Raw genomic sequence first — 23,954 nt, 5'->3', positions numbered from 1 at the left:
GTCAGAATCCGGAAACGTTGAAACCGGATCAGGGAGTGCTTTGGCGATGTCGATGGCAGTTGATTCCTTTTCCGCATCGGTGCGGCGGTTCTCACCCCGGCTCCTGCTGTCGGAGCTGTTGCTGAAACAGTGGTTCGAGCCGGTCGTTCCGTTCACCGTGATGATCGGGCTGTGGGCCTATTTCGCGCTCACCATTCCCGACTACGCCTCGGTGCAGAACTCGGTGTCGCTGCTGCGGTTGTTTGCCGAATTCGGTTTCGTCGCGCTCGCGATGGGTTTCTGCCTCGTCACCGGCGGCATCGACCTGTCGGTCGGCGCGATCTTCGCGCTGTGCAATTTCGCGGCGCTGTATTTCCTGCTGGTGCGCGAATGGCCGGTCGGCCTCGCGGTGCCGGCGACGCTGCTGGTCGGTGCGCTGCTCGGCAGCATCAACGGCTTTCTGATCGGCTTCCTGAAGACGCGGCCGTTCCTGACCACGCTGGTGACGCTGATCATCCTGCGCGCTTCGGTCAATCTGCTTAACACCAGCTACGCCCAGGTATTCGCGACCAATTCGGTCGAGAGCGATGCCTGGGATTTCATCGGCGGCGGCAGCGTGCTCGGCATTCCCGTCAATGCGGCGACGCTGTTCGTGGTGCTGCTGATCTGCCACATCTTCCTGTCGCGCTCGCGCTATGGCTGGCATCTCACCGCGATCGGCGCCAGCCGCAAGGCGGCGCGTCATGCCGGCATCCGCGTCCGCCTGATGCTGTTCATGACCTATGTGCTGTCGGGCACGCTGTGTGCGGCGAGCGGCATCTTCTACGCCGCGCGCCAAGCCTCGACGGATTCCACCACGGGCGTGGGATGGGAATTCCAGGCGCTCACCGCCGTGGTGCTCGGCGGCGTGTCGCTGGCCGGCGGCAAGGGCACGGTGTGGCGGGCGATGATCGGCGCGCTGATCATCTTTCTTTTGATCAACGGCCTCGTGCGGATGGGCATCCCGGGCTATGTCACTTCGGCGGTGACCGGCATGATCCTGCTCGCGGCCGTCGGCATCGACGTCAAATGGTCGAAGAACCGCGGCAAGGCGATCCAGAAGATCTATGTCAATCCGGCCTTCGTGCCGCTCGCCTCGGCGCCCGCGGTGCAGCCCGGCGCGGCGTCGCCCTATGCGCAGAACGACCGGCTAATCAATGCGCAGGCGATCGGCGTCGATCAGGTCGAGGGGCCCGAGGATGTCATCCTCGACCGCCAGGGCCGGCTCTACGGCTCGACCCGCGACGGCAATGTGATCCGTTTTTCCGGGCCGAACTTCGAGACCCGCGAGGTGTTCGCCCATATCGGCGGCCGGCCGCTCGGCATGCAGTTCGATCGCGATGAGAATTTGATCGTCGCCGTCGCCGGCATGGGCGTCTACGGCGTCGCGCCCGACGGCCGCATCTTCAAGGTCACCGACGAGACCAACCGCACCTGGTACAAGCTGAACGACGACAGCCGCCTGCGCATGGCCGACGACCTCGACATCGCACCCGACGGCAAGATCTATTTCAGCGACTGCACCACGCGCTACGAGATGACCACCAACACCCTCGACATCCTCGAGGGCCGGCCGAACGGCCGCGTGGTCTGCTACGACCCGGCGACAAGGACCACGCGCACGGTGATCAACCACTTCTATTTCCCGAACGGGATCTGCGTCTCGCATGACGGCAAGTCGATCCTGATCGCGTCGACCTCGCTGTGCAAGGTGTTCCGGCACTGGATCGACGGGCCGAACAAGGGCAAGACGGAGGTGCTGATGGACGAGCTGCCGGGCAACCCCGACAATATCAACCGCGCGTCCGACGGCACCTACTGGCTGGCGCTGGTCGGCATCCGCACGCCGACTTTCGACCTTGCCGCGCGAAAGCCCGGCTTCCGCCTGCGCATGGTGAAGCAGGTGCCGACCGACGAGTGGCTGGCGCCGGCGCTCAACCATGGCTGCGTGCTGAAATTCAACGAGCAGGGCGAGGCGCTGGAATCCTGGTGGGATCCGACCGGCATTTCGCATTCGACGTTGACCTCGATGCGCGAGCACCAGGGCTATCTCTATCTCGGCGGGCTCGAGAACAACCGGATCGGCCGCATCAAGCTCGGCGGCGTCGACGACAGCTGGACCGGCTACGATGCCTATTGGGGCGCAAAGAGCAGGGTGACGACGTAATGGGATTTTTCGATCATCTGCTGCGCGACATCCGCAGCGTCATCGACCGCGACGGCGGCCAGAACGCGATCCCGCCGCTCGACGGTGCGCTGAGCCCGAACGACCGGCTCGACAGCGCCACCCCGATCGGCGAGCCGTTGCCCGGCGTCGACGACGTGATCGCCGCCGGCGACGGCGCGGTCTATGTCTCGGCCGGACGCCGGGTGCTGAAGCTCGGCGGCAATGACTTGTCGACACGTACGGTCGTCGCCGAGTTCGAGGATGATGCCGGCGGGCTCGCGTTGCATCCGGACGGCCGCCTGCTGGTCTGCGTCGCGGGCAGGGGCCTTGCCGCGATCGATCCGGCAAAGCCCGATCCGCGCTGGCTGGAGGCTGCCGGCGGCAGCGCGCTCACAGGGCTGCTGTCGGTGACGGCGGCGCCCGATGGCCGCATCTATGCCGTCGAAGGCAGCACCGGCCGACGCCCGGGCGAATGGCGGCATGATTTGATGGAGAAGCGCGCCAATGGCCGGCTCGTCAGCTGCGGCGCCGGGCTCGACAATCCGCAGCTGCTGCTGCGCGATCTGCCCTATCCCTATGGCGTGAGTGTTTCGGCCGACGGCAGCAGCCTGTGGCTCACCGAAAGCTGGGCCCATCGCCTCAGCCGGTTCGCGCTCGGCGGCAACGGGCTTGGTCCGCGCGAGACCGTCGCCGGCAACATGCCGGGCTATCCGGCGCGGCTGCATCCGGACGGCCACGGCGGCATGCTGCTCGGCATCTTCGCCCGCCGCACCCACCTGATCGAGTTCGTGCTCAAGGAAGACGATTTCCGCGAGGAGATGATGGCGACGATGCCGCCGGATTACTGGGTCGCGCCGGCGCTCGCCGGCGGCAGCGATTGCCTCGAGCCGATGCAGATCGGCAGCGTCAAGGCGCTCGGCATCCAGAAGCCGTGGGCGCCGCCGCGCTCCTATGGTCTGCTGGTGCATCTCGATGCCGAGGGCGATGCGACCGACGGCCTGCACAGCCGCGCCGGCGGCCGCTTCCACGGCGTCACCGCCGCCTGCGCCACGCCATCGGGCGTCGTGATCGCGGCGCGCGGCGCCGGACGCCTGCTGCGCCATACGGGAGAGCTGCGATGAATGACGGTGTGATGCAGGCGACCCCCGGCGCCAAGACGGCAGAGACCTCCGCAGTCCGCGAGCCGGTGCTGCGGATCACCAACGGCTCGAAGATCTATGGCGGCGTCCACGCCATCGAGGGCGTCAATTTCGACCTCTATCCCGGTGAGGTGCATGCGCTGGTCGGCGAGAACGGCGCCGGCAAATCGACGCTGTGCAAGGCGATCGCGGGCGCGATCCAGCTCACCTCCGGCGACTATCTGCTCGACGGCAAGCCGACCGGTTTCGAGCAGCCGCGCGACGCGCTCAATGCCGGCATCTGCATGGTCTATCAGGAGACCAGCCTGGTGCCGACCATGACCGCCGCGCAGAACATCGAGCTCGGCAACGAAAAGCTGCTGACCCGGTTCCGCACCCTGAACATCCAGGCCCAGCAGCTGTTGCAGTCGCTCAACTTCCACGTCGATCCGGCGACGCCGGTGGCGCTGCTCGGCACCGCCAAGAAGCAGATGGTGGAGATCGCGCGCGCGATCTACAACAAGGCGCGCATCATCATCTTCGACGAACCGACCGCATCGCTGACGCCGGAGGAGATCGTCCACTTCTTCCATCTGGTGCGCGACCTGCGCGCCCGCGGCGTCTCGATCATCTACATCTCGCATGCGCTGGAGGAGTCGCTGCAGATCGCCGACCGCATCACCGTGCTGCGCGACGGCAAGCTGGTGATCACGGCGCCGGCCAGGCAGCTGACGCGCGATGCGCTGGTGCAGCACATGGTCGGCCGCGAGGTGGCGCAGGCGGTCTATGGCGGCAAGGCGAAAACCCATCAACGCCGCGAGAAGGTGCTGACGGTCGAGAACGTCACCATGGGCATGGCGGTCAAGAACATGTCGTTCTCGGTCTATGCCGGCGAGGTGGTCGGCATCGCCGGCCTGATCGGCTCCGGCCGCACCGAGATCGCCAAGATCATCTACGGCGCACTGAAGCGCAATCTGGTCAATGGCGGCACCATCCGGCTGCGCGGCAAGCCGATCCGCTACCGCGTGCCGCGGCAGGCGATCAATGACGGCATCGCCTACATCACCGAGGACCGCAAGGCCAACGGCTTCTTCGAGACCATGGTGGTCGACGACAACGTCTATATCGGCAGCCTCGCCACCGGAAAGGGCTGGAGCTTCCTGCTGTCGCGCGCCCGGCGCAGCAAGCTCGCCAGCTACTGGGTCGATCGGCTGAAGATCAGCGCATTGCAGCGCAAGGCCAGGATCATCGAGCTGTCCGGCGGCAACCAGCAGAAGGTGGTGCTGGCCAAGACGCTGGTGCAGGACCCCTCGATCATCATCTTCGACGAGCCGACGCGCGGCGTCGACGTCGGCACCATCCCGCACATCCACGGCGAAATCCGCCGCCTCGCCGACGAGGGCAAGGCGGTGGTGGTGATCTCGTCCTACCTGCCGGAGATCCTCGCGGTGTCCGACCGCATCCTGGTCGCCCGCACCGGCCGCATCGTCGCCGAGTTCGACGCGGCGGACGCGACGCAGGACAAGATCCTGTACGCCGCGGTGCATTGAGGGCGCGCGGCGCGGCCTGTCGTCGGCGTAGGGCGGATTAGCGCAGCGCAATCCGCCGTCTTGCCACGCCTTCGACGGGCAAATCAGCGGCAACAAGTTCAGTGTCGTCCCGGCGCAGGCCGGGACCCATAACCACAGATCGTCATTGTTGTACGTCGCTGGAACGACGAGTCCCGCCGACAATATCTGCTGCGGCGTATGGGTCCCGGCCTGCGCCGGCACGACAGCGTTGGGTGGGGTGCCAACTCCCTTGACAATTATTTTAAGTATAAAATAATATCCCGTATCGGCTCCAGGGGAACGCGCCTCGTCCGTGCCCGCGCCGCCGAAGCCAACGGGAGAACGCCATGCGTATCGTTTGCATTGGAGGCGGGCCGGCCGGGCTTTATTTCGGCATCCTGATGAAGATGCTGGATCCCGCGCACGTCATTTCGGTGGTCGAGCGCAACCGGCCCTACGACACCTTCGGCTTCGGCGTGGTGTTCTCGGATGCGACCATGGACAACATGCGCAAATGGGATCCGGTCACCGCTGACACGATCGAGCAGGCCTTCAACCATTGGGACGACATCGAGGTCCTGATCAAGGGCCGGCGCATGCGCACCACCGGCCACGGCTTCGTCGGCATTGGTCGCAAGCGGCTGCTCAACATCCTGCAGGCGCGCGCCGAGGAACTCGGCGTCGAGCTGATCTTCGAGCGCGAGGTGAATTCCGATCTCGAATTCCCCGACGCCGATCTCGTCGTGGCATGCGACGGCGTCAATTCGAAGGTGCGCGTCAAATATGCCGAGACGTTCCAACCCGACATGCTGATGCGGCCGAACCGCTACATCTGGCTCGGCACCAACCGTCCGTTCGACGCCTTCACCTTCGACTTCCGCAAGACCGAGCATGGCTGGTTCCAGGCGCACATCTACAAGTTCGAGGAGGGCGCGGCGACCTTCATCGTCGAGACCACCGAGGAGGCCTATCTCGCCCACGGTCTCGACAAGATGGAGCAGGGCGACTCCATCGCGTTCTGCGAGAATGTGTTCGCGGAAATCCTCGAGGGGCATCATCTGGTCTCGAATGCGCGGCACCTGCGCGGCTCGGCCTGGCTGTCGTTTCCCAGGCTGATCTGCGGCAAATGGACCGCGTTCAACGGCAACAGCCATGTCGTGCTGATGGGCGATGCCGCCCACACCGCGCATTTCGCGATCGGTTCGGGAACCAAGCTCGCGCTGGAGGATGCGATCGAGCTGACCAACCAGTTCAAGATCCACGGCGCGACGCGCGACAGCATTCCCGCGGTGCTCAAGGCTTACGAGGAGCTGCGCCGGGTCGACGTGGCACGGATCCAGAACGCCGCGCGCAACGCGATGGAATGGTTCGAAGTGGTCGGCTCGCGCTATGCCGACACGCTGGAGCCGGAGCAGTTCATGTATTCGCTGCTGACCCGCTCGCAGCGCATCAGCCACGAGAACCTGCGGCTGCGCGACAAGACCTGGCTCGAGGGCTATGAGCGCTGGTTCGCGGAGCGCAGCGGCGTGGCCGCGACCAACGACCGCGTCACGCCGCCGATGCTGACGCCATTCCAGATCCGCGGCCTGTCGCTGCATAACCGCATCATCGTCTCGCCGATGGCGATGTATTCGGCGGAGGAGGGCGTGCCGACCGACTTCCATCTGGTACATTTCGGCTCCCGCGCGCTCGGCGGTGCCGGCCTTCTGTTTACGGAGATGACCTGCGTGTCGCCGGAAGCGCGGATCACGCCCGGCTGCTGCGGCCTCTGGAACGACGCGCAGGCGGCGGCCTACAAGCGCATCGTCGACTTCGTGCATCAGAATTCGCAAGCCAGGATCGGCATCCAGCTCGGCCATGCCGGCCGCAAGGGCTCAACGCGCGTCGCCTGGGAAGGCATGGACGAAGCGCTGCCGGACCACAACTGGCCGCTGGTGTCGGCTTCGTCAGTGCCTTATCTGCCCGACGGCCAGATTCCGGAGCCGATGAGCCGCGCCGAGGTGGACGAGGTGCGCGAGCAGTTCGTCGCCGCAGCCAGGCGCGCTGCGGCCGCCGGCTTCGATATCCTGGAGCTGCACTGCGCGCACGGCTATCTGCTGTCGAGCTTCCTCTCGCCGCTGACTAACCGCCGCACCGACGACTACGGCGGATCGATCGAGAACCGCGCGCGTTATCCGCTGGAGGTGTTCCGCGCCGTCCGCGCGGTGTGGCCGGAGGACAAGCCGATGTCGGTCCGCCTGTCGTGTCACGACTGGGCCGAGGGCGGCAACACGCCCGAGGATGCGCTGGTCTTCGCAAAGCTGTTCAAGGAGGCGGGAGCCGACCTGATCGACTGCTCCTCGGGGCAGGTCTGGGCCGACGACCATCCGATCTATGGCCGGCTCTACCAGACGCCGTTCGCCGACAAGATCCGCAACGAGGTCGGCATCGCGACCATCGCGGTCGGCGCGATCTCGGAGGCGGATCACGCCAACTCGATCATCGCCGCCGGCCGCGCCGATCTCTGTGCCATCGCGCGGCCGCATCTCGCCGATCCGGCCTGGACGCTGCATGAGGCTGCGAAGATCGGCGTCAAGCAGGTCGCGTGGCCGAAGCAGTATCTGTCGGGCAAGTCGCAATACGAGGCCAATCTCGAACGCGCGGCTGCGGGAGTGAAGGCATGATGAGGTTCTGGCCCAACGCACATGCGCTGGTGACCGGTGCCGGTTCCGGCATCGGCGCCGCGACGGCGATCGCGCTGGCAAATGCCGGCGTGCGCGTCAGCATCGCCGGACGGCGGATCGACGCGCTGAAGGCGACGGCGGCATCGCTCGACAAGCAGGCCGGCGCCGTGGTTTCGATCGACGTGACGGATGAAGCTGCGGTGACCAAGGGTGTCGCGCAGATCGAGGCTGAGGCAGGGCCGATCGATATTCTCGTCAACAATGCCGGCAAGGCCGCGAGCGCGCCGTTCGACAAGACCGGCGCGGCGTTGTGGGCCGACATGCTGGCGAGCAACCTCTCCAGCGTGTTCCTGGTGACCCATGCCGTGTTGCCCGGCATGGCGCAACGCGGCCGCGGGCGCGTGATCAACGTCGCCTCGACCGCGGGTCTCACCGGCTACGCCTACGTCTCCGCCTATGTCGCGGCCAAGCACGGCGTCATCGGCCTGACGCGCTCGCTGGCGCTGGAATATGCACGGCGCGGCGTCACCGTGAATGCGGTCTGTCCCGGCTACACCGATACACCGCTGGTGGCGGATGCCGCCGCGAACATCGTCGCCAAGACCGGCCGCAGCGAACAGGAAGCGCGCGCAGCGTTGGCAAAAGTCAATCCGATGCAGCGGCTGGTGACGCCGGAGGAGGTCGCCGACGCCATCCTCTGGCTTGCCTCCGAGACTGCATCGTCAATCAACGGACAAGCCGTCGCGGTCGCCGGCGGCGAAGTCTTTACCGGGTGAAGGAACACGTCATGTCCGAGATGAAAGCAAAGCTCCGGCCGTTCAAGGATTATCCCGCCAAGCACTTCCGCTGGCAGGTCGATGCGAGCGGCCGTGTCGCGACCATCACGCTGAACCGGCCGGACAAGAAGAACCCGCTGACTTTCGAGTCCTATGAGGAGCTGCGCGATCTCTTCACCAATCTCAAATACGCCGCCGATGTCCGCGCCATCGTGCTGACCGGCGCCGAGGGTAATTTCTGCTCCGGCGGCGATGTGTTCGAGATCATCGAGCCGTTGACGCGGATGGCGATGCCGGACCTGCTGGCCTTCACGCGGATGACCGGCGAGGTCGTGCGGGCGATGCGCAAATGCCCGCAGATCATCGTCGCAGCGATCGACGGCATTTGCGCCGGGGCCGGGGCGATGCTGGCGCTGGCGTCCGATTTGCGGCTGGCGACGCCGCAAGCCAAGACCGCGTTCCTGTTCACCCGCGTCGGCCTTGCCGGCGCCGATATGGGCGCATGCGGGTTGCTGCCCCGCGTGATCGGGCAGGGCCATGCGGCCGACCTGCTCTACACCGGGCGTGCGATGAGCGCCGAGGAAGGGTTTGCGTGGGGCTTCCACAACCGTCTGGTGCCGCCGGCGGAACTCGCCGGTGCTGCGCATGAATTGGCGCGCTCGCTCGCGGATGGGCCGTGGTTCGCGCATGGCGTGACGAAAACGATGTTCAACCAGGAATGGGCGATGGGCGTCGACGAGATGATCGAGTCGGAAGCGCAGGCGCAGGCGATCTGCATGGTCACCGGCGATTTCCGCCGCGCCTTCGAGGCGTTCGCCGCCAAGCAGAAACCGGCCTTCGAGGGCAATTGAGATGATCGAGATCCTGCAACCCCAAGGATGGGCCAAGCCGATCGGCTACGCCAACGGCATGGCCGCGCGCGGCAAACAGCTCTTCATCGCGGGCCAGATCGGCTGGAACGGACAATGCGTGTTCGAGACCGACGATCTCGTGGCGCAGATCGGCCAAACCCTGCGCAACATCGTCGCAGTCGCCGCCGCCGGCGGCGCCGGCCCCGAGCACATCGTGTCGATGACCTGGTACTTGCTCGACCGCAAGGAATATTCCGCGCGGCTGAAGGAGATCGGCACGGTCTATCGCGACATCATCGGCCGGCGCTTTCCGGCGATGACCGCGATCCAGGTTGCCGGCCTGATCGAGGACCGCGCCAAGGTGGAAATCCAGGCAATTGCGGTGGTGCCGGATTGAGGGTGACGCAGTTCCGCCAATCCCGTCATACTGAGGTGCGAGCGGAGCGAGCTTCGAAGGATGCACGTCCCGGCTGGTGGCCGTCGACCCTTCGAGACGGCCGCGTTGCGGCCTCCTCAGGGTGACGGGGATAGATCGGGGTACGCTGAAGCAATGTTAAGGCTAAGCCCAATCGTCGTGGGCCAGTCCTCGTCCCGGGCCGCAAACCCGCTTGCGGCCGGACAACGGGGCATGCGACCTTAGCCCAAAGCGTAAAAGCGTCCTGTTGTGAGTGGAGGTGAGGACGATGAAGGCGATTATCGTCGGAGGCGGAATCGGGGGCCTCACCACTGCGCTGATGCTGCGCTCGCGCGGCATCAGTTGCGAGCTGTACGAGCAGTCCGAGACGATCCGCGAGCTCGGCGTCGGCATCAACACATTGCCGCATGCGATCCGCGAGCTGGCGGGGCTTGGTTTGCTCGACAAGCTCGACGAGGTGGCGATCCGCACCTATGAGCTGTTCTATCTGACGCGACATGGCCAGCAGGTCTGGCACGAGAAGCGCGGGCTCGATGCCGGCCACGACGTGCCGCAATTCTCGATCCATCGCGGCCGCCTGCAAGGCGTGATCCATCAGGCCGTGATCGATCGGCTCGGCGCGGATGCGATCCACACCGGCTGCCGGCTCGGCTCCTTCACCCAGGATGAGGGCGGCGTCTCGGCCTATTTCTTCGATCGCAGCGGCGCCCATGTGCATACCGCGCGCGGCGACATCCTGATTGGCGCCGACGGCATCCATTCGAAAGTGCGGCAGACGCTGTTTCCGGACGAGGGCGGGCCGTGCTGGAACGGCCTGATGCTGTGGCGCGGCGCGACCGACTGGCCAGCGTTCCTGACCGGGCGCTCGATGATCATCGCCGGCGGCCTGAACGCCAAGGCCGTGATCTATCCGATCGCGCCGGGCTCGAGCCCGGCAAGCCGCCTCACCAACTGGGCGGTGCTGGTGAGGATCGGCGACGGCACCTCGCCGCCGCCGCGCCGCGAGGGCTGGTCCAATCTCGGCCGGCGCGACGAGATGATGCCCTATGTCACTGGTTTCACGATCCCGCAGGTCGACTTTACCGGACTGATCAACGCGACGCCGGAATTCTGGGAGTATCCGTGCTGCGACCGCGATCCCTTGCCGTATTGGTCGAGTGGCCGGGTCACGCTGCTCGGCGACGCCGCGCATCCGATGTATCCGGTCGGCTCGAACGGCGCCTCTCAAGCCATTCTCGATGCGCGCAGCCTGGCCGACCTGCTGGCGCGATCGGAGCACCCGCGCCAGGCGCTGGCGGCCTATGAGCGGCAGCGGCTGCCGATGACCGCCGACATCGTCGCCTCCAACCGCCGCGGCGGGCCGGAGGGCGTGATCGACGCCGTCGAGCAGCTCGCGCCGCAGGGCTTTACCGACGTCGACACCATCCTCAATTACGAGGCGCGCGAGGCGATCGTCCGCGGCTATGCGGCCAAGGCCGGCTTTGCCGCGCGCGTGGTGGCGCGGCAGTAGGTCCTTTGCAGGAGGAGACGTCCGGCAGGCCATCTCCACACCGTCATTGCGAGGAGCAAAGCGACGAAGCAATCCATCGTTCCGCGATCGCGGAAATATGGATTGCTTCGCTTCGCTCGCAATGACGGAATAAGCTACGCCGGCGGCGGCGGCAGGAAGTGGATGTTGTGCTCGGCGGCGAGCCGCACCACGTCGTCCGGGTTCTGTTCCTTCATGTTGTGGATCGCCCAGAACAGGTCGTAGAGCCTCCGCGTCGGCGACACCCAGAACAGCGTCTTAGCGGGCTGCTGCGACTTGTTGAAGATGCCGTGCGGCTTGCCCATCGGCAGCCGAACCAGATCGCCAGGAGTTGCGGATTCGTCCGCACCGTCGAGCATGAAGTCGAGCTTGCCCTCGAGGATATAGAGGTACTCGTCCTGGTCGGGGTGGATATGCGGAGGAACGAAGGTGCCCGGCGGGAAGGTGGCGTGCCAGGAGAATGAATGCTCGGTGCGGCTCTTCGGCACGTAGGTCTGGCCAAGGATGCTCCAGGAAATGCCCTGCATGCCTTCGTTGGCGCGGGTGATGCCCGCAATCTCGTCTTTCATGCTCATGCTTGCTCCTATGATCTACTTTGCCGCGCAGTCCTTGGCGTAGCGATCGCCATAATTCGAAAACACCTTCTCGACGATCTCGGTCTGGAATTTGCCGTCCGGCCGCTTCGCGACCTTGGTGAGGTAGAAATCCTGGATCGGATAGCCGTTGTTGCTGAACTTGAAGTTACCGCGCAGCGAGGTGAAGTCGGCCTTCTTCAGCGCAGCCGCGACGGCGTCCTTGTTGGAGAGATCGCCCTTCACGGCTTTCACCGCGCTGTCGATCAACAACGCTGCGTCATAGGCCTGCATGGCATAGGTGCCGGGCACGCCGTTGTAGGCGGCTTCATAAGCCGCGACGAACTTCTTGCTTTGGGGATTGTCGAGGTTCGGGGCCCAGTTCGCCCCGCCGAACATGCCGACCGCTGCGTCCTGCTGCGCGGGCAGGGTGGATTCGTCGACGGTGAAGGCGGAGAGCACCGGCACGGTGGCGCCGGCCTGCTTGTACTGCTTCACGAGATTAACGCCCATGCCGCCCGGCATGAAGGTGAACAGCGCGTCCGGCTTCAGCGCGGCAATCTTGGACAATTCGGGCTGGAAATCCAGCGTGTTCAGCGGCGTGTAGGATTCCTCGACGATTTCGCCCTTGTAGTCGAGCTTGAAGCCGGCGACGGAGTCGCGGCCGGCCTGATAGTTCGGCACCAGCAGATAGACGCGCTTGTAGCCGCGGTCCTGCGCCACCTTGCCGAGGATCTCGTGCACCTGGTCGTTCTGGTACGACGTCACATAGAAGAACGGGTTGCACTCCTTGCCGGCATAGCTGGAGGGGCCTGCGTTCGGGCTGATCAGGAAGGTCTTGCTGTCGGTGACCGGGCGGTGGATCGCCTGCAGGATGTTGGAGAAGATCGGGCCGACCACGAAATCGACCTTGTCGCGCTCGAGCAGGCCGCGCACCTTGACCACCGCGCCGTCGGGCTTCAGTTCGTCGTCGGCGTTGACGATCTCGACATCGCGGCCGGCCATCTTGCCGCCGAGGTCCTTGATCGCGAGCGCAAAGCCGTCGCGGACCTGCTGGCCAAGCGCCGCGGCCGGGCCCGAGGTCGTCACCAGCACGCCGATCTTGATCTTCTCCTGGGCGGTCGCCGGGGTGACCGCGACACCGAGCAGCGCCGCCAATCCCACGAGCTTCGTCAATTGTTTCATGTCTCTCCCCTAACCACTGGCTCGATGCCTCGGCCGCTTTATTTGGCCGCAGCTTAGTCTGACGCGTGCAATCGCCGCAAGCGATGTGGCATCGCGTCAGGGCGATCGTCGCGCATCATGCAGGCGCAGCCCATGCAAGCGCCGCGCCAATTGCTTGAAGTTTAAAGAAATTGAGGATTGCCCAGACGGATCAGGCACGATTCGCAATTGTCCTTGCGGGGCGCCGCGAATTGCTTGAAGCTCAAAGCAATTGGTCCGACCGGAACCCGCCGCGGAGGCACGATCGCCGCATGATCCTCGATTCCGAAACCAAAGCCGTCGAACTGCCCGACGACCACGGCACCGAACTGCGGCTGTGGCTGCGCCTCCTGACCTGCACCACGCTGATCGAAGGCGAGGTGCGCAGCCGGCTGCGCGAGAAGTTCGACGTCACGCTGCCGCGCTTCGACCTGATGGCCCAGCTCGACAAGGTGTCCGACGGCATGACGCTGTCGGACCTGTCGAAGCGGATGATGGTATCCAACGGCAACGTCACCGGGCTGGTCGAGCGCCTGGTTGAATCGGGCCATCTCGATCGCCGCACCTCGGAGACGGACCGCCGCGTGCAGTTCATCCGGCTCACAAAACTCGGTCGCGCCGAATTCCGCAAGATGGCCGCCGAGCACGAGAAGTGGATCGCCGATATCTTCGGCGATCTCTCGCCGAAGGATATCCGCGAACTGATGCGGCTCCTCGCCAAGGCCAAGGGCTCGGCGCAGCGCTCCGCCAAGGCGAGGAGCGCTTAAGCCGTGAGCGAGGTCGATTACGAGGTCGAATACAACAACCGGGCGCGGGTGCCGGAAAATCCGGCGCTGATGGCCGGCTGGGCGAGGGACTCCGCGGCCTATCGCGAGCAGCATCCGCCGCGGGGGCTGACCTATGGTCCGGGCAGCCGCAACGTCATCGACCTGTTCGAAGGCGATCGTGACGGCCCGCTCGTGGTCTTCATCCATGGCGGCTACTGGCAGGCGCTCGACGGCTCGTCATCGAGCCACTGCGCGCGAGGGCTCAACGGCCACGGCATCAGCGTCGCGGTGCCGAGCTACGATCTCTGTCCCAATGTCACGGTCGGCGACATCATCGGCGAGATGCGTGCGGCGTGCCGCGAACTGGCCAGGCTCGGCCGGTCGCTGGTCGTGTCGGGACACTCCGCAGGCGGACATCTTGCCGCATGCATGCTCGCGACCGATTGGCCGGCCTATGATGCGTCGTTGCCGAAGGACCTGGTCAGGGCTGCTTACGCGATCTCCGGCCTGTTCGAGCTTGAGCCGTTGGTCGGCACCTCCATCAACAAGGCGCTTGGTTTCGACCGCGCCGCAGCACGTGCGGCGAGCCCGCTGTCCTGGACGCCGCCTGCGGGCGCGACGCTCGATGCCGTCGTCGGCGGCGCCGAGAGCGCGGAATATCACCGGCAGAGCCGGACCATCGTCGATGTCTGGGGCAAAGCGGGCGTCGCAACGCGGTTCGGCGTTGTGCCGGACGCCAATCATTTCACCGCGATCGCGCCGCTCGCCGACCCGGGCTCGGCGATGGTCGCGCGGCTGAAGCAGCTTACGCAAACCTGAGGTTCTGAAGGATCGGCCGGCGATTGCCGCGCGATTTCCAGGCTTGCGCCGAATTATTTTAAGTATAAAATGATTGGCGATTGGAACGCTGCCGGGCGTCCTTGTTCTTCTCGACGTTGGTCTTGGCCTTTCTGGATGGAAAGCGAGGGGCAATCGAATGTCAGGTGAATTTCCCGGGCTCGGCCCATCCGGGCATGTCGACGATTTCGCGCGGCGCAACCTGCCGCCATCAGCGCAATGGCCGCAGCTGCTGCTCGACCGGCCGGAGTTTCAATATCCGGATTATCTCAACGCCGCGGTCGAGCTGACCGACCGCATCGTCGAGCAGGGGATGGGCGATCGCATCGCGTTGATCGGCAATGGCCGTCAGCGCACCTACAAGGAATTGACCGATTGGTCGAACCGCCTGGCGCACGCGCTGGTGGAGAACTATGGCGTAAAGCCCGGCAATCGCGTCCTGATCCGCTCGGGCAACAACCCGGCGCTGGTCGCGGCCTGGCTCGCGGCGACCAAGGCCGGTGCCGTCGTCGTCAACACCATGCCGATGCTGCGCGCCGGCGAACTGGCCAAGATCGTCGACAAGGCCGAGATCTCGCTGGCACTGACCGACAGCCGCATCGCGGATGAACTGGTGGCCTGCGCCAAGACCAGCAAATTCCTCAAGCAGGTCGTCAATTTCGACGGCACGCAGAACCACGACGCCGAGCTCGACCGGATCGCGCTGAACAAGCCGGTCAAGTTCGATGCGGTGAAGACCGGCCGCGACGACGTCGCGTTGCTGGGCTTCACGTCGGGCACGACGGGCGAGCCCAAGGCGACCATGCACTTCCACCGCGATCTCCTGATCGTCGCCGACGGTTATGCGAACGAGGTGCTCAAGGTGACGCCCGACGACGTGTTCGTCGGCTCGCCGCCGCTTGCGTTTACATTCGGCCTCGGCGGGCTCGCGATCTTCCCGCTGCGCTTCGGCGCCACCGCGACGCTGCTGGAGAATGCGGCGCCGAGCGAGATGATCCGGATCATCGAAACCTACAAGGCGACGATCTGCTTCACCGCGCCGACCGCCTATCGGGCGATGATGGCCGCGATGGACAAGGGCGCCGATCTGTCGTCGCTGCGGCTCGCCGTCTCGGCCGGCGAGACGCTGCCGGCGCCGGTGTTCGAGAGCTGGACCAGGAAGACCGGCAAGCCGATCCTCGACGGCATCGGCAGCACTGAACTGCTGCACATCTTCATCACCAACCGCACCGGCAGCGCCGTCGGCGGCACCACGGGCACGCCTGTCACCGGCTACGAGGCGAAGATCGTCGACGAAGACATGAACGAGCTGCCGGCGGGCCAGGTCGGCAAGCTGGCGGTTCGCGGTCCGACCGGCTGCCGCTATCTCGCCGACTCCCGGCAGACCAAATATGTCCGCGACGGCTGGAACATCACCGGCGATGCCTTCGTCAGGGACGAGAACGGCCGGTTGTCCTTCGTGGCACGGGCCGACGACATGATCATCTCGGCGGGCTACAACATCGCCGGTCCCGAGGTGGAGGCCGCGCTGCTCGGCCATCCCGATGTCGCGGAGTGCGCCGTGATCGGCGCACCTGACGAGGAGCGGGGGCAGATCGTCTCGGCGTTCATCGTGCTGAAGCAGGGCGCGCGCTGCGACGAGGTCGAGGTCAAGCTGCTACAGGATCACGTCAAGGCGACGATCGCGCCGTACAAATATCCCCGCGCGATCGCCTTCGTCGAGGCGCTGCCGAAGACCCAGACCGGGAAGATCCAGCGCTTCAAGCTGCGCGAGGCAAGCTGACAAGTAAAAGGGGAGGGCGACGGCCCGCGGCCGCCGCCCGACAGATCAATGCGCCGCGCCGCCGCCGGCGGCGTTCTTCGGCTTGCCGGTCAAGAGGATCGCAATCGCGGCGAACACCAGCACGATGCCGATCACGGCAAAGGTGTCGCTGAAACCAAGCACCAGGGCCTGGCGCTTCACGATATTGCCGAGCGCCACGATCGCCTGATGATGCGCGGTCGCCGGATCGGAGATGCCGTGGCTGAGGAAGTAATTGGTCACCTCGGCGATCCGGGTGCGCACTTCCTCGCGGCCGAGGTCGACCGACTGGCCGATGATGTTGGAGTGGAACTGCTCGCGCTTGGTGACGATGGTGGCGAGCAGCGCCGTGCCGATCGCGCCGCCGAGATTACGCATCATGTTGGAGATGCCGGAGGCCGCCGCGGCATCCTGCGGGGCGACGCTGCCGAGGCTGACCGCCGACAGCGGGGCCAGCATGATCGCCTGGCCGATTGCACGGACGATGTTCGGGACGAAGAACTGGTCACCGGAGTAATCGAGCGACATCGCGATGTTCATGAAGGAGGAGACCGCGAACAGGATCATGCCGGTGAAGGCGATGAATCGCGGATCGAAACGTTGCATCAGCTTCGGCACCAGCGGGATCAGGATCAGCTGCGGCAGGCCGGTCCAGGCCAGCACCTGGCCGATCTGCTCGGCGTTGTAGCGCTGCACCTGGCCGAGATAGGCCGGCAGCAGGTAGACCGAGCCGAACAGTGCGAAGCCGACGAACACCGCCGAGATGGTGCCGAAGCCGAAGCTGCGCTGGGTCAGGAGGCGCAGCCGGATCAGCGGCTTTTCCACGACGAGCTCGATCCAGACGAACAGAGTGAGGCTGACGGCGGCGATCACCGCGAGCTTGACGATGAAGGGCGAGCCGAACCAGTCGTTCTTGTTGCCTTCCTCGAGCACGGCCTGCAGCGACGACAGGCCGATCGCCATCGTGGCGATGCCGAGCCAGTCGCCCTCGCGCAGCAGATGCAGCTGCATCGGCTGGCGTTCCAGCGTGAAGTAGAGGGTGATGACCATCACCGCGGTCGGGATCACGTTGACGAAGAAGATGGTCTGCCAGCCGTAATTCTCGGTGAGGTAGCCGCCGATGGTCGGTCCGATCGCCGGGGCGAAGGTCACGGCGAGCGCGAACATGGCAAGGCCGACCGGCTGCTGGGCCTTCGGCAGCTTGGTGAAAACCAGCGTGAAGGCCATCGGGATCAGCACGCCGCCGAAGAAACCCTGCAAGCCGCGCATCGCGATCATCGAGGGCAGGTCGTGGGTGAAGGCACAGGCGACCGAGAAGATCGCAAACAGGGTGGCGAAGCCGATGATGATCTTGCGGAAGGAAAACACCCGGCTGAGATAGTCGGTCAGCGGGATCACCACGATCTCGCCGATCAGATAGGAGGTCGAGATCCAGGAGCCGTTGTCGACGCCGGTTCCGATGCCGCCCTCAATGTTGAGCAGCGAGGCGTTGGTGATTTGGATGTTGAGGATCGCCATGAACGCGCCGATCATGGCAGCGACGATGGAGATCCAGACGGCCATGCTGGCGCGGTTGGGATCGACCACTGCGGGTGCCGCGCGGGGCGCAGCAGCCGGGGAGGAGAGCGCGAGATCGGACATGACATCACCTATTTGAAGGAGGCGACAGCGAGCTTGGGAGAGGCGCCGGAGCGCGGCGCCTCGCCAGGTTGCGACAAGGTTGCGATGGTCGGGATGACCGACATGCCGGGCCGCAATTCGACCGCCGTCGCGTCGAGCGCGATCTTCACCGGGATGCGCTGCACCACCTTGGTGAAGTTGCCGGTCGCATTGTCGGGCGGCAGCAGTGCGAATTCCTGGCCGCTGGCGGGCGCGAGACTGTCGACATGGCCGCGCACCACCTGTCCGGGGAACATGTCGACGGCGATCTCGACCGGCTGACCCTTGCGGACATTGGTGAGCTGCGTCTCCTTGTAGTTCGCGATCACATAGGCGCCGGTGGCGGGCACCAGCGACATCAGCTGCGTGCCGGCCTGGACGAACTGGCCGGTGCGCAGGGTGCGGTTGCCGACCACGCCGTCGATCGGGGCTGATATGGTGGTGTAGCCGAGGTTCAACTCGGCCTGATGCTGGAGCGCGGTTGCGCGCGCCTGCGACGCGACCGCCTGGGCAATGTCGGCCTTGAGCAGCTCCACCTGGCGGAGCGCGGAGGCGAGGTTCGCGGTATCGCGGGCGACGGCGGCCTGTGCGCTGGCGTAGCGCGACTGCGCCTGCTGCGCGTTCTGCACGCTGCCGAAGCCGGTGCCGGCGAGGTCGGTGTAGCGCTTGTTCTCCTGCTCGGCGAAGGTCTGCGTCGCGGTGTCGACGGCGAGGGTCGCACGTGCCGCTTCGATCACCGACTGCTGCACATCGAGCTGCGCATGCTTGCTGGCGATCGCGGCTTCGGCGGCCGCGACGTCAGCCTTGGCCTGATCCAGCGCGACCCTGAAATCGCGATCGTCGATCCGCGCCAGCATCTGGCCGGCGCGCACATGCTCATTGTCACCGACCAGCACCGCGCTGAGATAGCCGGAGACTTTTGGTGCGATCGTCGTGTTATCGGCCTTCACATAGGCGTCGTCGGTCGAGACCTGGAAGCGGCCGACCGTCCAGTAATCCCAGCCGTACCAGGCGCCGCCCGAAAGGACGGCGAGCGCCGCGCCGGTCAGCAGGAGGCGGCGAAGCCTGCCCTTGGCGGCGGGCGGCCTGGCGGCCTCCGGATGTGCGATCAATTGCCTGGCGGTCTCGGCCGGAACCTGGCTCTCGGCCTTGAATGATGTCTCATGCTGGCTCATGGCAGTGCTCCCTCATCCGTTCTATCCTGCTGGAAAATCTTGCTAATTTCGGCCGATGCCGGCAGGGTTAATTAGGAAACTTGATGTTTTCCAAAATAGAGCCCATATTGGGAGTGTCAATAGAATGACAGGCATCATTTAAAAGCATGGCTCGCGGATGAACCGGAATGCCAAGGATCAGACTGAGCAAGGCGCGCCGGCGCGGCGCGGCCGGGGGCGGCCGCAGCTGCGTTCCGACGACGAGACGCGCGCGCTGATCTATGACGCCGCGCGGCGCGAGTTCTCCGAGCGCGGCTTTGCTGCGGCCAACATCGCCGACGTGGCCTGCCGCGCCGGCGTCTCCACCAAGACCCTCTATCGGCTGATCCCGACCAAGCTGGCGCTGTTCGAGGGCACGGTGACGGACCGGATGGACCGATTCATATCGGCCGTAAATCTCGGCGCCTGCGACGGCCGCGATATCGCGGCGGCACTGGAGGCCGCACTCTCGACCTGTGGCGAGCTGATCCTCGATGCCGAGGTCATCGCGCTTCAGCGCATCATCCTGGCCGACAGCGACAAATTTCCCGACATCGCCGAGATGTTCTACGAGAAGGCGATGCAGCGGACGCTTGGCGCGCTCGCTGCGTGGCTCGGCGTGCAGCAGCGGAGGGGACGGATCGCCGTGGACGACGCGCAGGCCGCTGCGGGCATGCTGCTCGGCATGCTCGTGTTCCAGCCGCAACGCGACGTGATGTACGGCCACAGGCCGCCGCCGTCGCGGGCGCAGATCGAGGCCCGCGCCAAGGCCTGCGCGGCACTGTTCTTGTCCGGATGCGCCGTGCCGGCCGACCAGATCAAGAAGCAGAACGGAGAGGCGTGACGCCGGCCCTGCGTCACTTGCCCATTGCCGCCGCCGGCGGCTGGGCCAGCACCTGCCGGATCATCCGCGCGAGATCGGACTTGCGATAGGGCTTCGGCAGCAGCGTCACATCCGGGTCGAGACGGCCGTGGTGGATGATCGCGTCCTCGGTGTAGCCGGAGGTGAAGAGCACGCGCACCGAGGGCAGTTTGGCGATCACGGCGTCGGCGACCTGCCGGCCGTTCATGCCGCCGGACATGATGACGTCGGTGAACAGCACGTCGCAGACGAACCCGTTGTCGACCGCAGCCAGTGCTTCCGGGCCGTTGGCGGTGACCATGGTGTGATAGCCAAGCTGCTCGAGCTGGGCGCTGACGTAATTGCGCACCAGCGGATCGTCCTCGACGACCAGGATGGATTCATTGCCGCCGCGGGTGTCGACCGGAGGAGGCGGCTCGACGTCGATCATGTCGCCGCTGCTGCGCGGCAGATAGAGCTTGATCGAGGTGCCGTGGCCCTCTTCGGAATAGATCTTGAGGTGTCCGTTGGACTGCTTGATGAAGCCGTACACCATGCTGAGCCCGAGGCCGGTGCCCTTGCCGGTGTCCTTGGTGGTGAAGAACGGCTCGAACACCTTGTCGCGGATCCCCGCCGGGATGCCCCCGCCGGTGTCGCTGACCGCGACCATCACATATTCACCCGCCCGCACGTCGGGGTTGGCGACGGCATAAACCTCGTCGAGGATGACGTTGCTGGTCTCCAGCATCAGCTTGCCGCCATCGGGCATCGCATCGCGGGCATTGACCGCGAGATTGAGCAGCGCGGTCGCCATGTGGTTCGGATCGATGAAGGCCGACCAGGCATCGGGCTCGAGCGCGGTATCGATCTCGATCTGCTCGCCGAGCGAGGGGCGCAGCAGCCGCGCGGTGTCCTGCACCAGGGTGTTGAGATTCGCTTCACGCGGTTGCAGCGGCTGCAGCCGCGAGAAGGCCAGCAGGTGCTTGGTCACTTCTGCACCGCGAAATGCGGCGTCGGTGATCATCTTGGCGACAGATGACAGCGCGGGATCATGTTCAACGGCTTCCGCGAGGATGTCGATCAGGCCCGTGATGACGGTCAGGATATTGTTGAAGTCGTGGGCGATGCCGCCGGAGAGGTGCCCGACGGCCTCCATTTTCTGCACCTGGCGGAGCTTTTGCTCGGCTTCGAGCTGTTCGCGGGCGGCCTCGACTTCGCGGGCGCGCATGAAGATTTCCGCTTCCATCTGCTCGGTGCGCTCGCGCAACCGGTCGGTCAGCTGGTCCTGCTCGGCACCGCGCTGCTTCAGCTGGATGAAGCTGGTGACGTCTTCGACCCGATGGATGATGTAGGTGAACTGCCCGTTCGGCCCCAACACCGGCGTATTGCGCGGGCTCCAGTAGCGTTCCTCGAAGCCGCCGCCCTCCGACTCGGGCTTGCGGATATCGTATTTCTGCACCGTCATGGTGTCGGGGCGGCGGAACTGAACCACGCGCTCGAGCGAGGCGCGCAGGTTCCGCACGCCGTCGGCGGTCGGATCGTCCGGATTGTCGGGAAACACCTCAAACAGCCCGCGCCCGAGGATCGCGGCGCGCTCGGTCTTGGTGGCGCGCAGATAAGCGTCGCTCACCGCCACGATGCGGAAGTCGGGCTGCGTCAGCACCAGATAAAGGCCGGGCGCCGCCTCGAATAACGCCTTGAAGTCGGGCGTCGGCGGGGACTGGTTCTGCAGTTCAACCTCCCTCGCAGGGTGCGGTCCGCCGGGTGACCGCAGTCAAGATGTGACATGCGTTTCGCGGAACTTCAATGCCTAACATACGGCGCCACCTCTATTTTCTGGCTCGATCGGGCGTTGCGACGTCGCCCGGGCGCTAGTTTGAATTCGGCAGATAGCGCCAGCCCTCCTTGCCGAGGAAATCCAGCATGGCCTGCGCGGGCGGCAGCAGGATCTTGTCGGCGCGCCTGATCGCGTGCCACTGCCGGACGATCGGCAGGCCCTTCACCTTGAGCACCACCAGCCGGCCGTCCTCCAGCTCATGGAACACCGTGTGCTGGGAGATGAAGGCGATGCCGAGCCCGGCCATCACAGCCTGCTTGATGGTCTCGTTGCTGTCCATCGCCATGCCGAGTTTCGGCTCCAGCCCGACCCGTTCGAAATACTGCTGCATCAACATCCGCGTGCCCGATCCTTGCTCGCGAGTAATGAAGGTTTCGTTGGCGAGCTCCGATGGGGCGACGTGCCGCCGCCGCGCCAGCCGATGATCGGGCGCGGCGACGATGAAGTGCGGATGCCGGCCGAGCGGCTTCATCTCGACCTCGATGTCGGCCGGCGGCCGGCCCATTACCGCGATGTCGAGATCATAGCCGCGCAGCGCGTCGCGAATCTCCTCGCGGTTGCCGATCCTGAGCGTGACCTCGATCTTGGGAAAGCGGCGCGAGAACGCCGCGATCGCGAACGGCACGAAGTATTTCGCGGTGGAGACCGCGCCCATCGCGACGCGGCCGCCGCTGCGGCCGGCGATCATGTCGAGCGACTGCTCGCAATCCTTCAGCGCCGCCTCGATCCGCTCGACCAGCGTCAGCACATGCGCGCCGGCATCCGTCAGCGCCATGCCGTCGCCGGTGCGCTGGATCAGCGGCAACCCTGCGAGCGCCTGCAGGTTGCGGAGCTGCAACGTCACCGCGGGCTGCGTCAGGTTCAACCGGTTGGCGGCCGACGTGATCGAACCGGCCTCGTGCAAGGTCGACAGTGCGCGCAGCTGGCGGATGGTGAGATCCCGCGAGAAGTTGCCGGCCATGACAAGCTCCATAAGAAATACTTTGCCCGGACCAAAGATAATAAAATTTCCCTAATTGGGCAATTCGCGCGTTGATGGGGCGAAGGCGACTCCCCTGAGGTCGCCTCTCGAAGCCTCGGGACAGAGGGCGCGATCATAGGGAGAGGCCGGTGGAGATTCGTCCAGCATTGCATGCCCATCTGGAGTGGCCCGCGCAGCACAACCCGTTGCGCGCCGCGACCGTTGTGGTGATCGAAGCCCTTGCGCGTGCGGCGATCGAGCTCTCGCGCATCATTGCCGCCGGGCCGCTCGCCGGAGTCGGCGGCGAGAGCGGCGGCGTCAATCCCGACGGCGACCGCCAGAAGACCATCGACATCGTCGCCGACGATCTGATGCGGAACGCGCTGCGCACCGCGCCGGCCGCCGCAGTGCTGTCGGAGGAGGTCGAACTGCCTGAGACGCTCGATCCCGACGCGCCGCTCTGTGTCGCGATCGATCCGCTCGATGGATCCGCCAATCTCGAAAACAACATCTCGATCGGCACGATCTTCTCGATCCGGCCGAAAGGAAACGACGTCATCTCGACCTTCTTCGAGCCCGGCACGGCGCAATGTGCCGCCGGCTGCTTCATCTATGGTCCGCAGACCGTGCTGGTGCTGGCGCTCGACCAGTGCGTCGACTGTTTCACGCTGGACCCCCGAAGTGGCGAGTTCGTTCTGACCGCGCGCGATCTGCGCGTGCCGCAGGATGCGTCGGAATTCGCCATCAATGCCTCGAACCGGCGGCACTGGAGCGGCCCGGTGCGCAGCTACATCGACGATTGCCTCGCCGGAGTGAACGGCGAGCGCGGGCAGGACTTCAACATGCGCTGGATCGGCTCGCTGGTCGCTGAAGCCTACCGCATCCTGATGCGCGGCGGCGTGTTTCTGTATCCGGCGGATGCGCGCCAGGGCTATCGCGAAGGCCGGTTGCGTCTGCTGTACGAGGCGCATCCCATCGCATTGATCATGGAATGGGCGGGCGGTGCGGCGTCGAACGGCCGGTCGCGCATTCTCGAACTGTCGGCACGCACGCCGCATCAGCGTGTGCCCCTGATCATGGGATCGGCGCGCGCCGTGCGCGACGTCGATGCGATCCACCTGACCGTCGAGCCGTTGTTCGAAAGCAGCGATGCCCCGCTGTTCGCGCGGCGCGGCCTGTTCCGCTGAGGAGGACCGC

The 23,954-nt window shown here is 65.5% G+C and carries 19 protein-coding genes; 13 read left to right on the top strand and 6 right to left on the bottom strand.

Annotated features, from left to right (window positions below; genetic code table 11):
* The first annotated feature begins 52 nt into the window (after positions 1-52).
* From J2R76_RS13210 to J2R76_RS13175, 8 genes are all read left to right on the top strand, one after another.
* The gene (locus J2R76_RS13210) at positions 53-2,185 is read left to right on the top strand and encodes an SMP-30/gluconolactonase/LRE family protein (protein WP_307720408.1); all 2,133 of its coding nucleotides are present in this window, start codon (positions 53-55) and stop codon (positions 2,183-2,185) included.
* Positions 2,185-3,306 (top strand): SMP-30/gluconolactonase/LRE family protein, encoded by a 1,122-nt coding sequence (locus tag J2R76_RS13205; RefSeq protein ID WP_083715181.1) that lies wholly within the window; start codon positions 2,185-2,187, stop codon positions 3,304-3,306. The genes J2R76_RS13210 and J2R76_RS13205 overlap by 1 nt, the downstream gene beginning before the upstream one ends.
* Positions 3,307-3,317: 11 nt before the next feature.
* A complete protein-coding gene (locus J2R76_RS13200; RefSeq protein WP_076833429.1) occupies positions 3,318-4,853 on the top strand; it encodes a sugar ABC transporter ATP-binding protein in 1,536 nt (511 codons plus the stop codon).
* Between the two features lie 347 nt (positions 4,854-5,200).
* On the top strand, positions 5,201-7,516 hold the full coding sequence (locus J2R76_RS13195; RefSeq protein ID WP_076833430.1) for a bifunctional salicylyl-CoA 5-hydroxylase/oxidoreductase: 2,316 nt from the start codon (positions 5,201-5,203) through the stop codon (positions 7,514-7,516).
* Entirely contained in the window at positions 7,513-8,292 is a 780-nt protein-coding gene (locus J2R76_RS13190) for an SDR family NAD(P)-dependent oxidoreductase (protein ID WP_076833432.1), read from the top strand. Before J2R76_RS13195 ends, J2R76_RS13190 begins: the two co-directional genes overlap by 4 nt.
* 11 nt (positions 8,293-8,303) lie before the next feature.
* Positions 8,304-9,143, top strand: a complete 840-nt coding sequence (locus J2R76_RS13185) for an enoyl-CoA hydratase family protein (protein WP_194295415.1) — start codon at positions 8,304-8,306, stop codon at positions 9,141-9,143.
* Between the two features lies 1 nt (position 9,144).
* Positions 9,145-9,540: a RidA family protein gene (locus J2R76_RS13180; protein WP_038382134.1), complete on the top strand. Its 396-nt coding sequence runs from the start codon at positions 9,145-9,147 to the stop codon at positions 9,538-9,540.
* A gap of 286 nt (positions 9,541-9,826) precedes the next feature.
* Positions 9,827-11,068: a flavin-dependent oxidoreductase gene (locus tag J2R76_RS13175; protein ID WP_076833439.1), complete on the top strand. Its 1,242-nt coding sequence runs from the start codon at positions 9,827-9,829 to the stop codon at positions 11,066-11,068.
* A 134-nt stretch (positions 11,069-11,202) separates the two neighbouring features.
* Here the strand turns inward: J2R76_RS13175 and J2R76_RS13170 are convergent, their stop codons facing one another.
* Positions 11,203-11,655, bottom strand: coding sequence for a cupin domain-containing protein (locus tag J2R76_RS13170; protein ID WP_057015936.1), 453 nt, complete (start codon positions 11,653-11,655; stop codon positions 11,203-11,205).
* 21 nt (positions 11,656-11,676) lie between these two features.
* Entirely contained in the window at positions 11,677-12,843 is a 1,167-nt protein-coding gene (locus J2R76_RS13165) for an ABC transporter substrate-binding protein (RefSeq protein WP_076833441.1), read from the bottom strand.
* Between the two features lie 290 nt (positions 12,844-13,133).
* Here J2R76_RS13165 and J2R76_RS13160 point away from each other — a divergent pair, with 290 nt between their 5' ends.
* From J2R76_RS13160 to J2R76_RS13150, 3 genes are all read left to right on the top strand, one after another.
* Entirely contained in the window at positions 13,134-13,628 is a 495-nt protein-coding gene (locus J2R76_RS13160) for a MarR family winged helix-turn-helix transcriptional regulator (RefSeq protein WP_016845834.1), read from the top strand.
* 3 nt (positions 13,629-13,631) lie between these two features.
* The gene (locus tag J2R76_RS13155) at positions 13,632-14,447 is read left to right on the top strand and encodes an alpha/beta hydrolase (RefSeq protein ID WP_076833443.1); all 816 of its coding nucleotides are present in this window, start codon (positions 13,632-13,634) and stop codon (positions 14,445-14,447) included.
* A 157-nt stretch (positions 14,448-14,604) separates the two neighbouring features.
* Positions 14,605-16,248 carry a benzoate-CoA ligase family protein gene (locus J2R76_RS13150; RefSeq protein WP_057015865.1) on the top strand — a complete coding sequence of 548 codons (1,644 nt, stop codon included), beginning with the start codon at positions 14,605-14,607 and terminating at the stop codon, positions 16,246-16,248.
* Positions 16,249-16,293: 45 nt separating this feature from the next.
* On the opposite strand, the gene J2R76_RS13145 is transcribed toward J2R76_RS13150, so the two are convergent.
* Complete coding sequence (locus J2R76_RS13145; RefSeq protein WP_083715182.1) at positions 16,294-17,907, bottom strand: DHA2 family efflux MFS transporter permease subunit; 1,614 nt, start codon at positions 17,905-17,907, stop codon at positions 16,294-16,296.
* 8 nt (positions 17,908-17,915) lie between these two features.
* Positions 17,916-19,100 (bottom strand): HlyD family secretion protein, encoded by a 1,185-nt coding sequence (locus tag J2R76_RS13140; RefSeq protein WP_076833445.1) that lies wholly within the window; start codon positions 19,098-19,100, stop codon positions 17,916-17,918.
* 157 nt (positions 19,101-19,257) lie between these two features.
* On the opposite strand from J2R76_RS13140, the gene J2R76_RS13135 reads away from it, so the two are divergent.
* Entirely contained in the window at positions 19,258-19,962 is a 705-nt protein-coding gene (locus J2R76_RS13135; RefSeq protein WP_076833446.1) for a TetR/AcrR family transcriptional regulator, read from the top strand.
* Positions 19,963-19,975: 13 nt separating this feature from the next.
* Here the strand turns inward: J2R76_RS13135 and J2R76_RS13130 are convergent, their stop codons facing one another.
* Together J2R76_RS13130 and J2R76_RS13125 are read right to left on the bottom strand one after the other, a co-directional pair.
* Positions 19,976-21,691, bottom strand: coding sequence for an ATP-binding protein (locus tag J2R76_RS13130; protein ID WP_256521540.1), 1,716 nt, complete (start codon positions 21,689-21,691; stop codon positions 19,976-19,978).
* A 139-nt stretch (positions 21,692-21,830) separates the two neighbouring features.
* Complete coding sequence (locus J2R76_RS13125) at positions 21,831-22,757, bottom strand: LysR family transcriptional regulator (RefSeq protein ID WP_076833602.1); 927 nt, start codon at positions 22,755-22,757, stop codon at positions 21,831-21,833.
* A 155-nt stretch (positions 22,758-22,912) separates the two neighbouring features.
* On the opposite strand from J2R76_RS13125, the gene J2R76_RS13120 reads away from it, so the two are divergent.
* Positions 22,913-23,944, top strand: a complete 1,032-nt coding sequence (locus tag J2R76_RS13120; protein ID WP_371852179.1) for a class 1 fructose-bisphosphatase — start codon at positions 22,913-22,915, stop codon at positions 23,942-23,944.
* The last annotated feature ends 10 nt before the right edge of the window (positions 23,945-23,954 follow it).

It is taken from the genome of Bradyrhizobium sp. USDA 4532, from assembly GCF_024171315.1.
Taxonomy (GTDB): domain Bacteria; phylum Pseudomonadota; class Alphaproteobacteria; order Rhizobiales; family Xanthobacteraceae; genus Bradyrhizobium; species Bradyrhizobium australafricanum.
This window is presented reverse-complemented; position numbering and strand designations above follow the sequence as displayed.

What these genes read in the sequence shown, in the direction of transcription:
- J2R76_RS13210 (WP_307720408.1), top strand. Translation starts at nt 53, where the DNA reads ATGGCAGTTGATTCCTTTTCCGCATCGGTGCGGCGGTTCTCACCCCGG.
- J2R76_RS13205 (WP_083715181.1), top strand. Translation starts at nt 2,185, where the DNA reads ATGGGATTTTTCGATCATCTGCTGCGCGACATCCGCAGCGTCATCGAC.
- J2R76_RS13200 (WP_076833429.1), top strand. Translation starts at nt 3,318, where the DNA reads ATGCAGGCGACCCCCGGCGCCAAGACGGCAGAGACCTCCGCAGTCCGC.
- J2R76_RS13195 (WP_076833430.1), top strand. Translation starts at nt 5,201, where the DNA reads ATGCGTATCGTTTGCATTGGAGGCGGGCCGGCCGGGCTTTATTTCGGC.
- J2R76_RS13190 (WP_076833432.1), top strand. Translation starts at nt 7,513, where the DNA reads ATGATGAGGTTCTGGCCCAACGCACATGCGCTGGTGACCGGTGCCGGT.
- J2R76_RS13185 (WP_194295415.1), top strand. Translation starts at nt 8,304, where the DNA reads ATGTCCGAGATGAAAGCAAAGCTCCGGCCGTTCAAGGATTATCCCGCC.
- J2R76_RS13180 (WP_038382134.1), top strand. Translation starts at nt 9,145, where the DNA reads ATGATCGAGATCCTGCAACCCCAAGGATGGGCCAAGCCGATCGGCTAC.
- J2R76_RS13175 (WP_076833439.1), top strand. Translation starts at nt 9,827, where the DNA reads ATGAAGGCGATTATCGTCGGAGGCGGAATCGGGGGCCTCACCACTGCG.
- J2R76_RS13170 (WP_057015936.1), bottom strand. Translation starts at nt 11,655, where the DNA reads ATGAAAGACGAGATTGCGGGCATCACCCGCGCCAACGAAGGCATGCAG.
- J2R76_RS13165 (WP_076833441.1), bottom strand. Translation starts at nt 12,843, where the DNA reads ATGAAACAATTGACGAAGCTCGTGGGATTGGCGGCGCTGCTCGGTGTC.
- J2R76_RS13160 (WP_016845834.1), top strand. Translation starts at nt 13,134, where the DNA reads ATGATCCTCGATTCCGAAACCAAAGCCGTCGAACTGCCCGACGACCAC.
- J2R76_RS13150 (WP_057015865.1), top strand. Translation starts at nt 14,605, where the DNA reads ATGTCAGGTGAATTTCCCGGGCTCGGCCCATCCGGGCATGTCGACGAT.
- J2R76_RS13145 (WP_083715182.1), bottom strand. Translation starts at nt 17,907, where the DNA reads ATGTCCGATCTCGCGCTCTCCTCCCCGGCTGCTGCGCCCCGCGCGGCA.
- J2R76_RS13140 (WP_076833445.1), bottom strand. Translation starts at nt 19,100, where the DNA reads ATGAGCCAGCATGAGACATCATTCAAGGCCGAGAGCCAGGTTCCGGCC.
- J2R76_RS13135 (WP_076833446.1), top strand. Translation starts at nt 19,258, where the DNA reads ATGAACCGGAATGCCAAGGATCAGACTGAGCAAGGCGCGCCGGCGCGG.
- J2R76_RS13125 (WP_076833602.1), bottom strand. Translation starts at nt 22,757, where the DNA reads ATGGCCGGCAACTTCTCGCGGGATCTCACCATCCGCCAGCTGCGCGCA.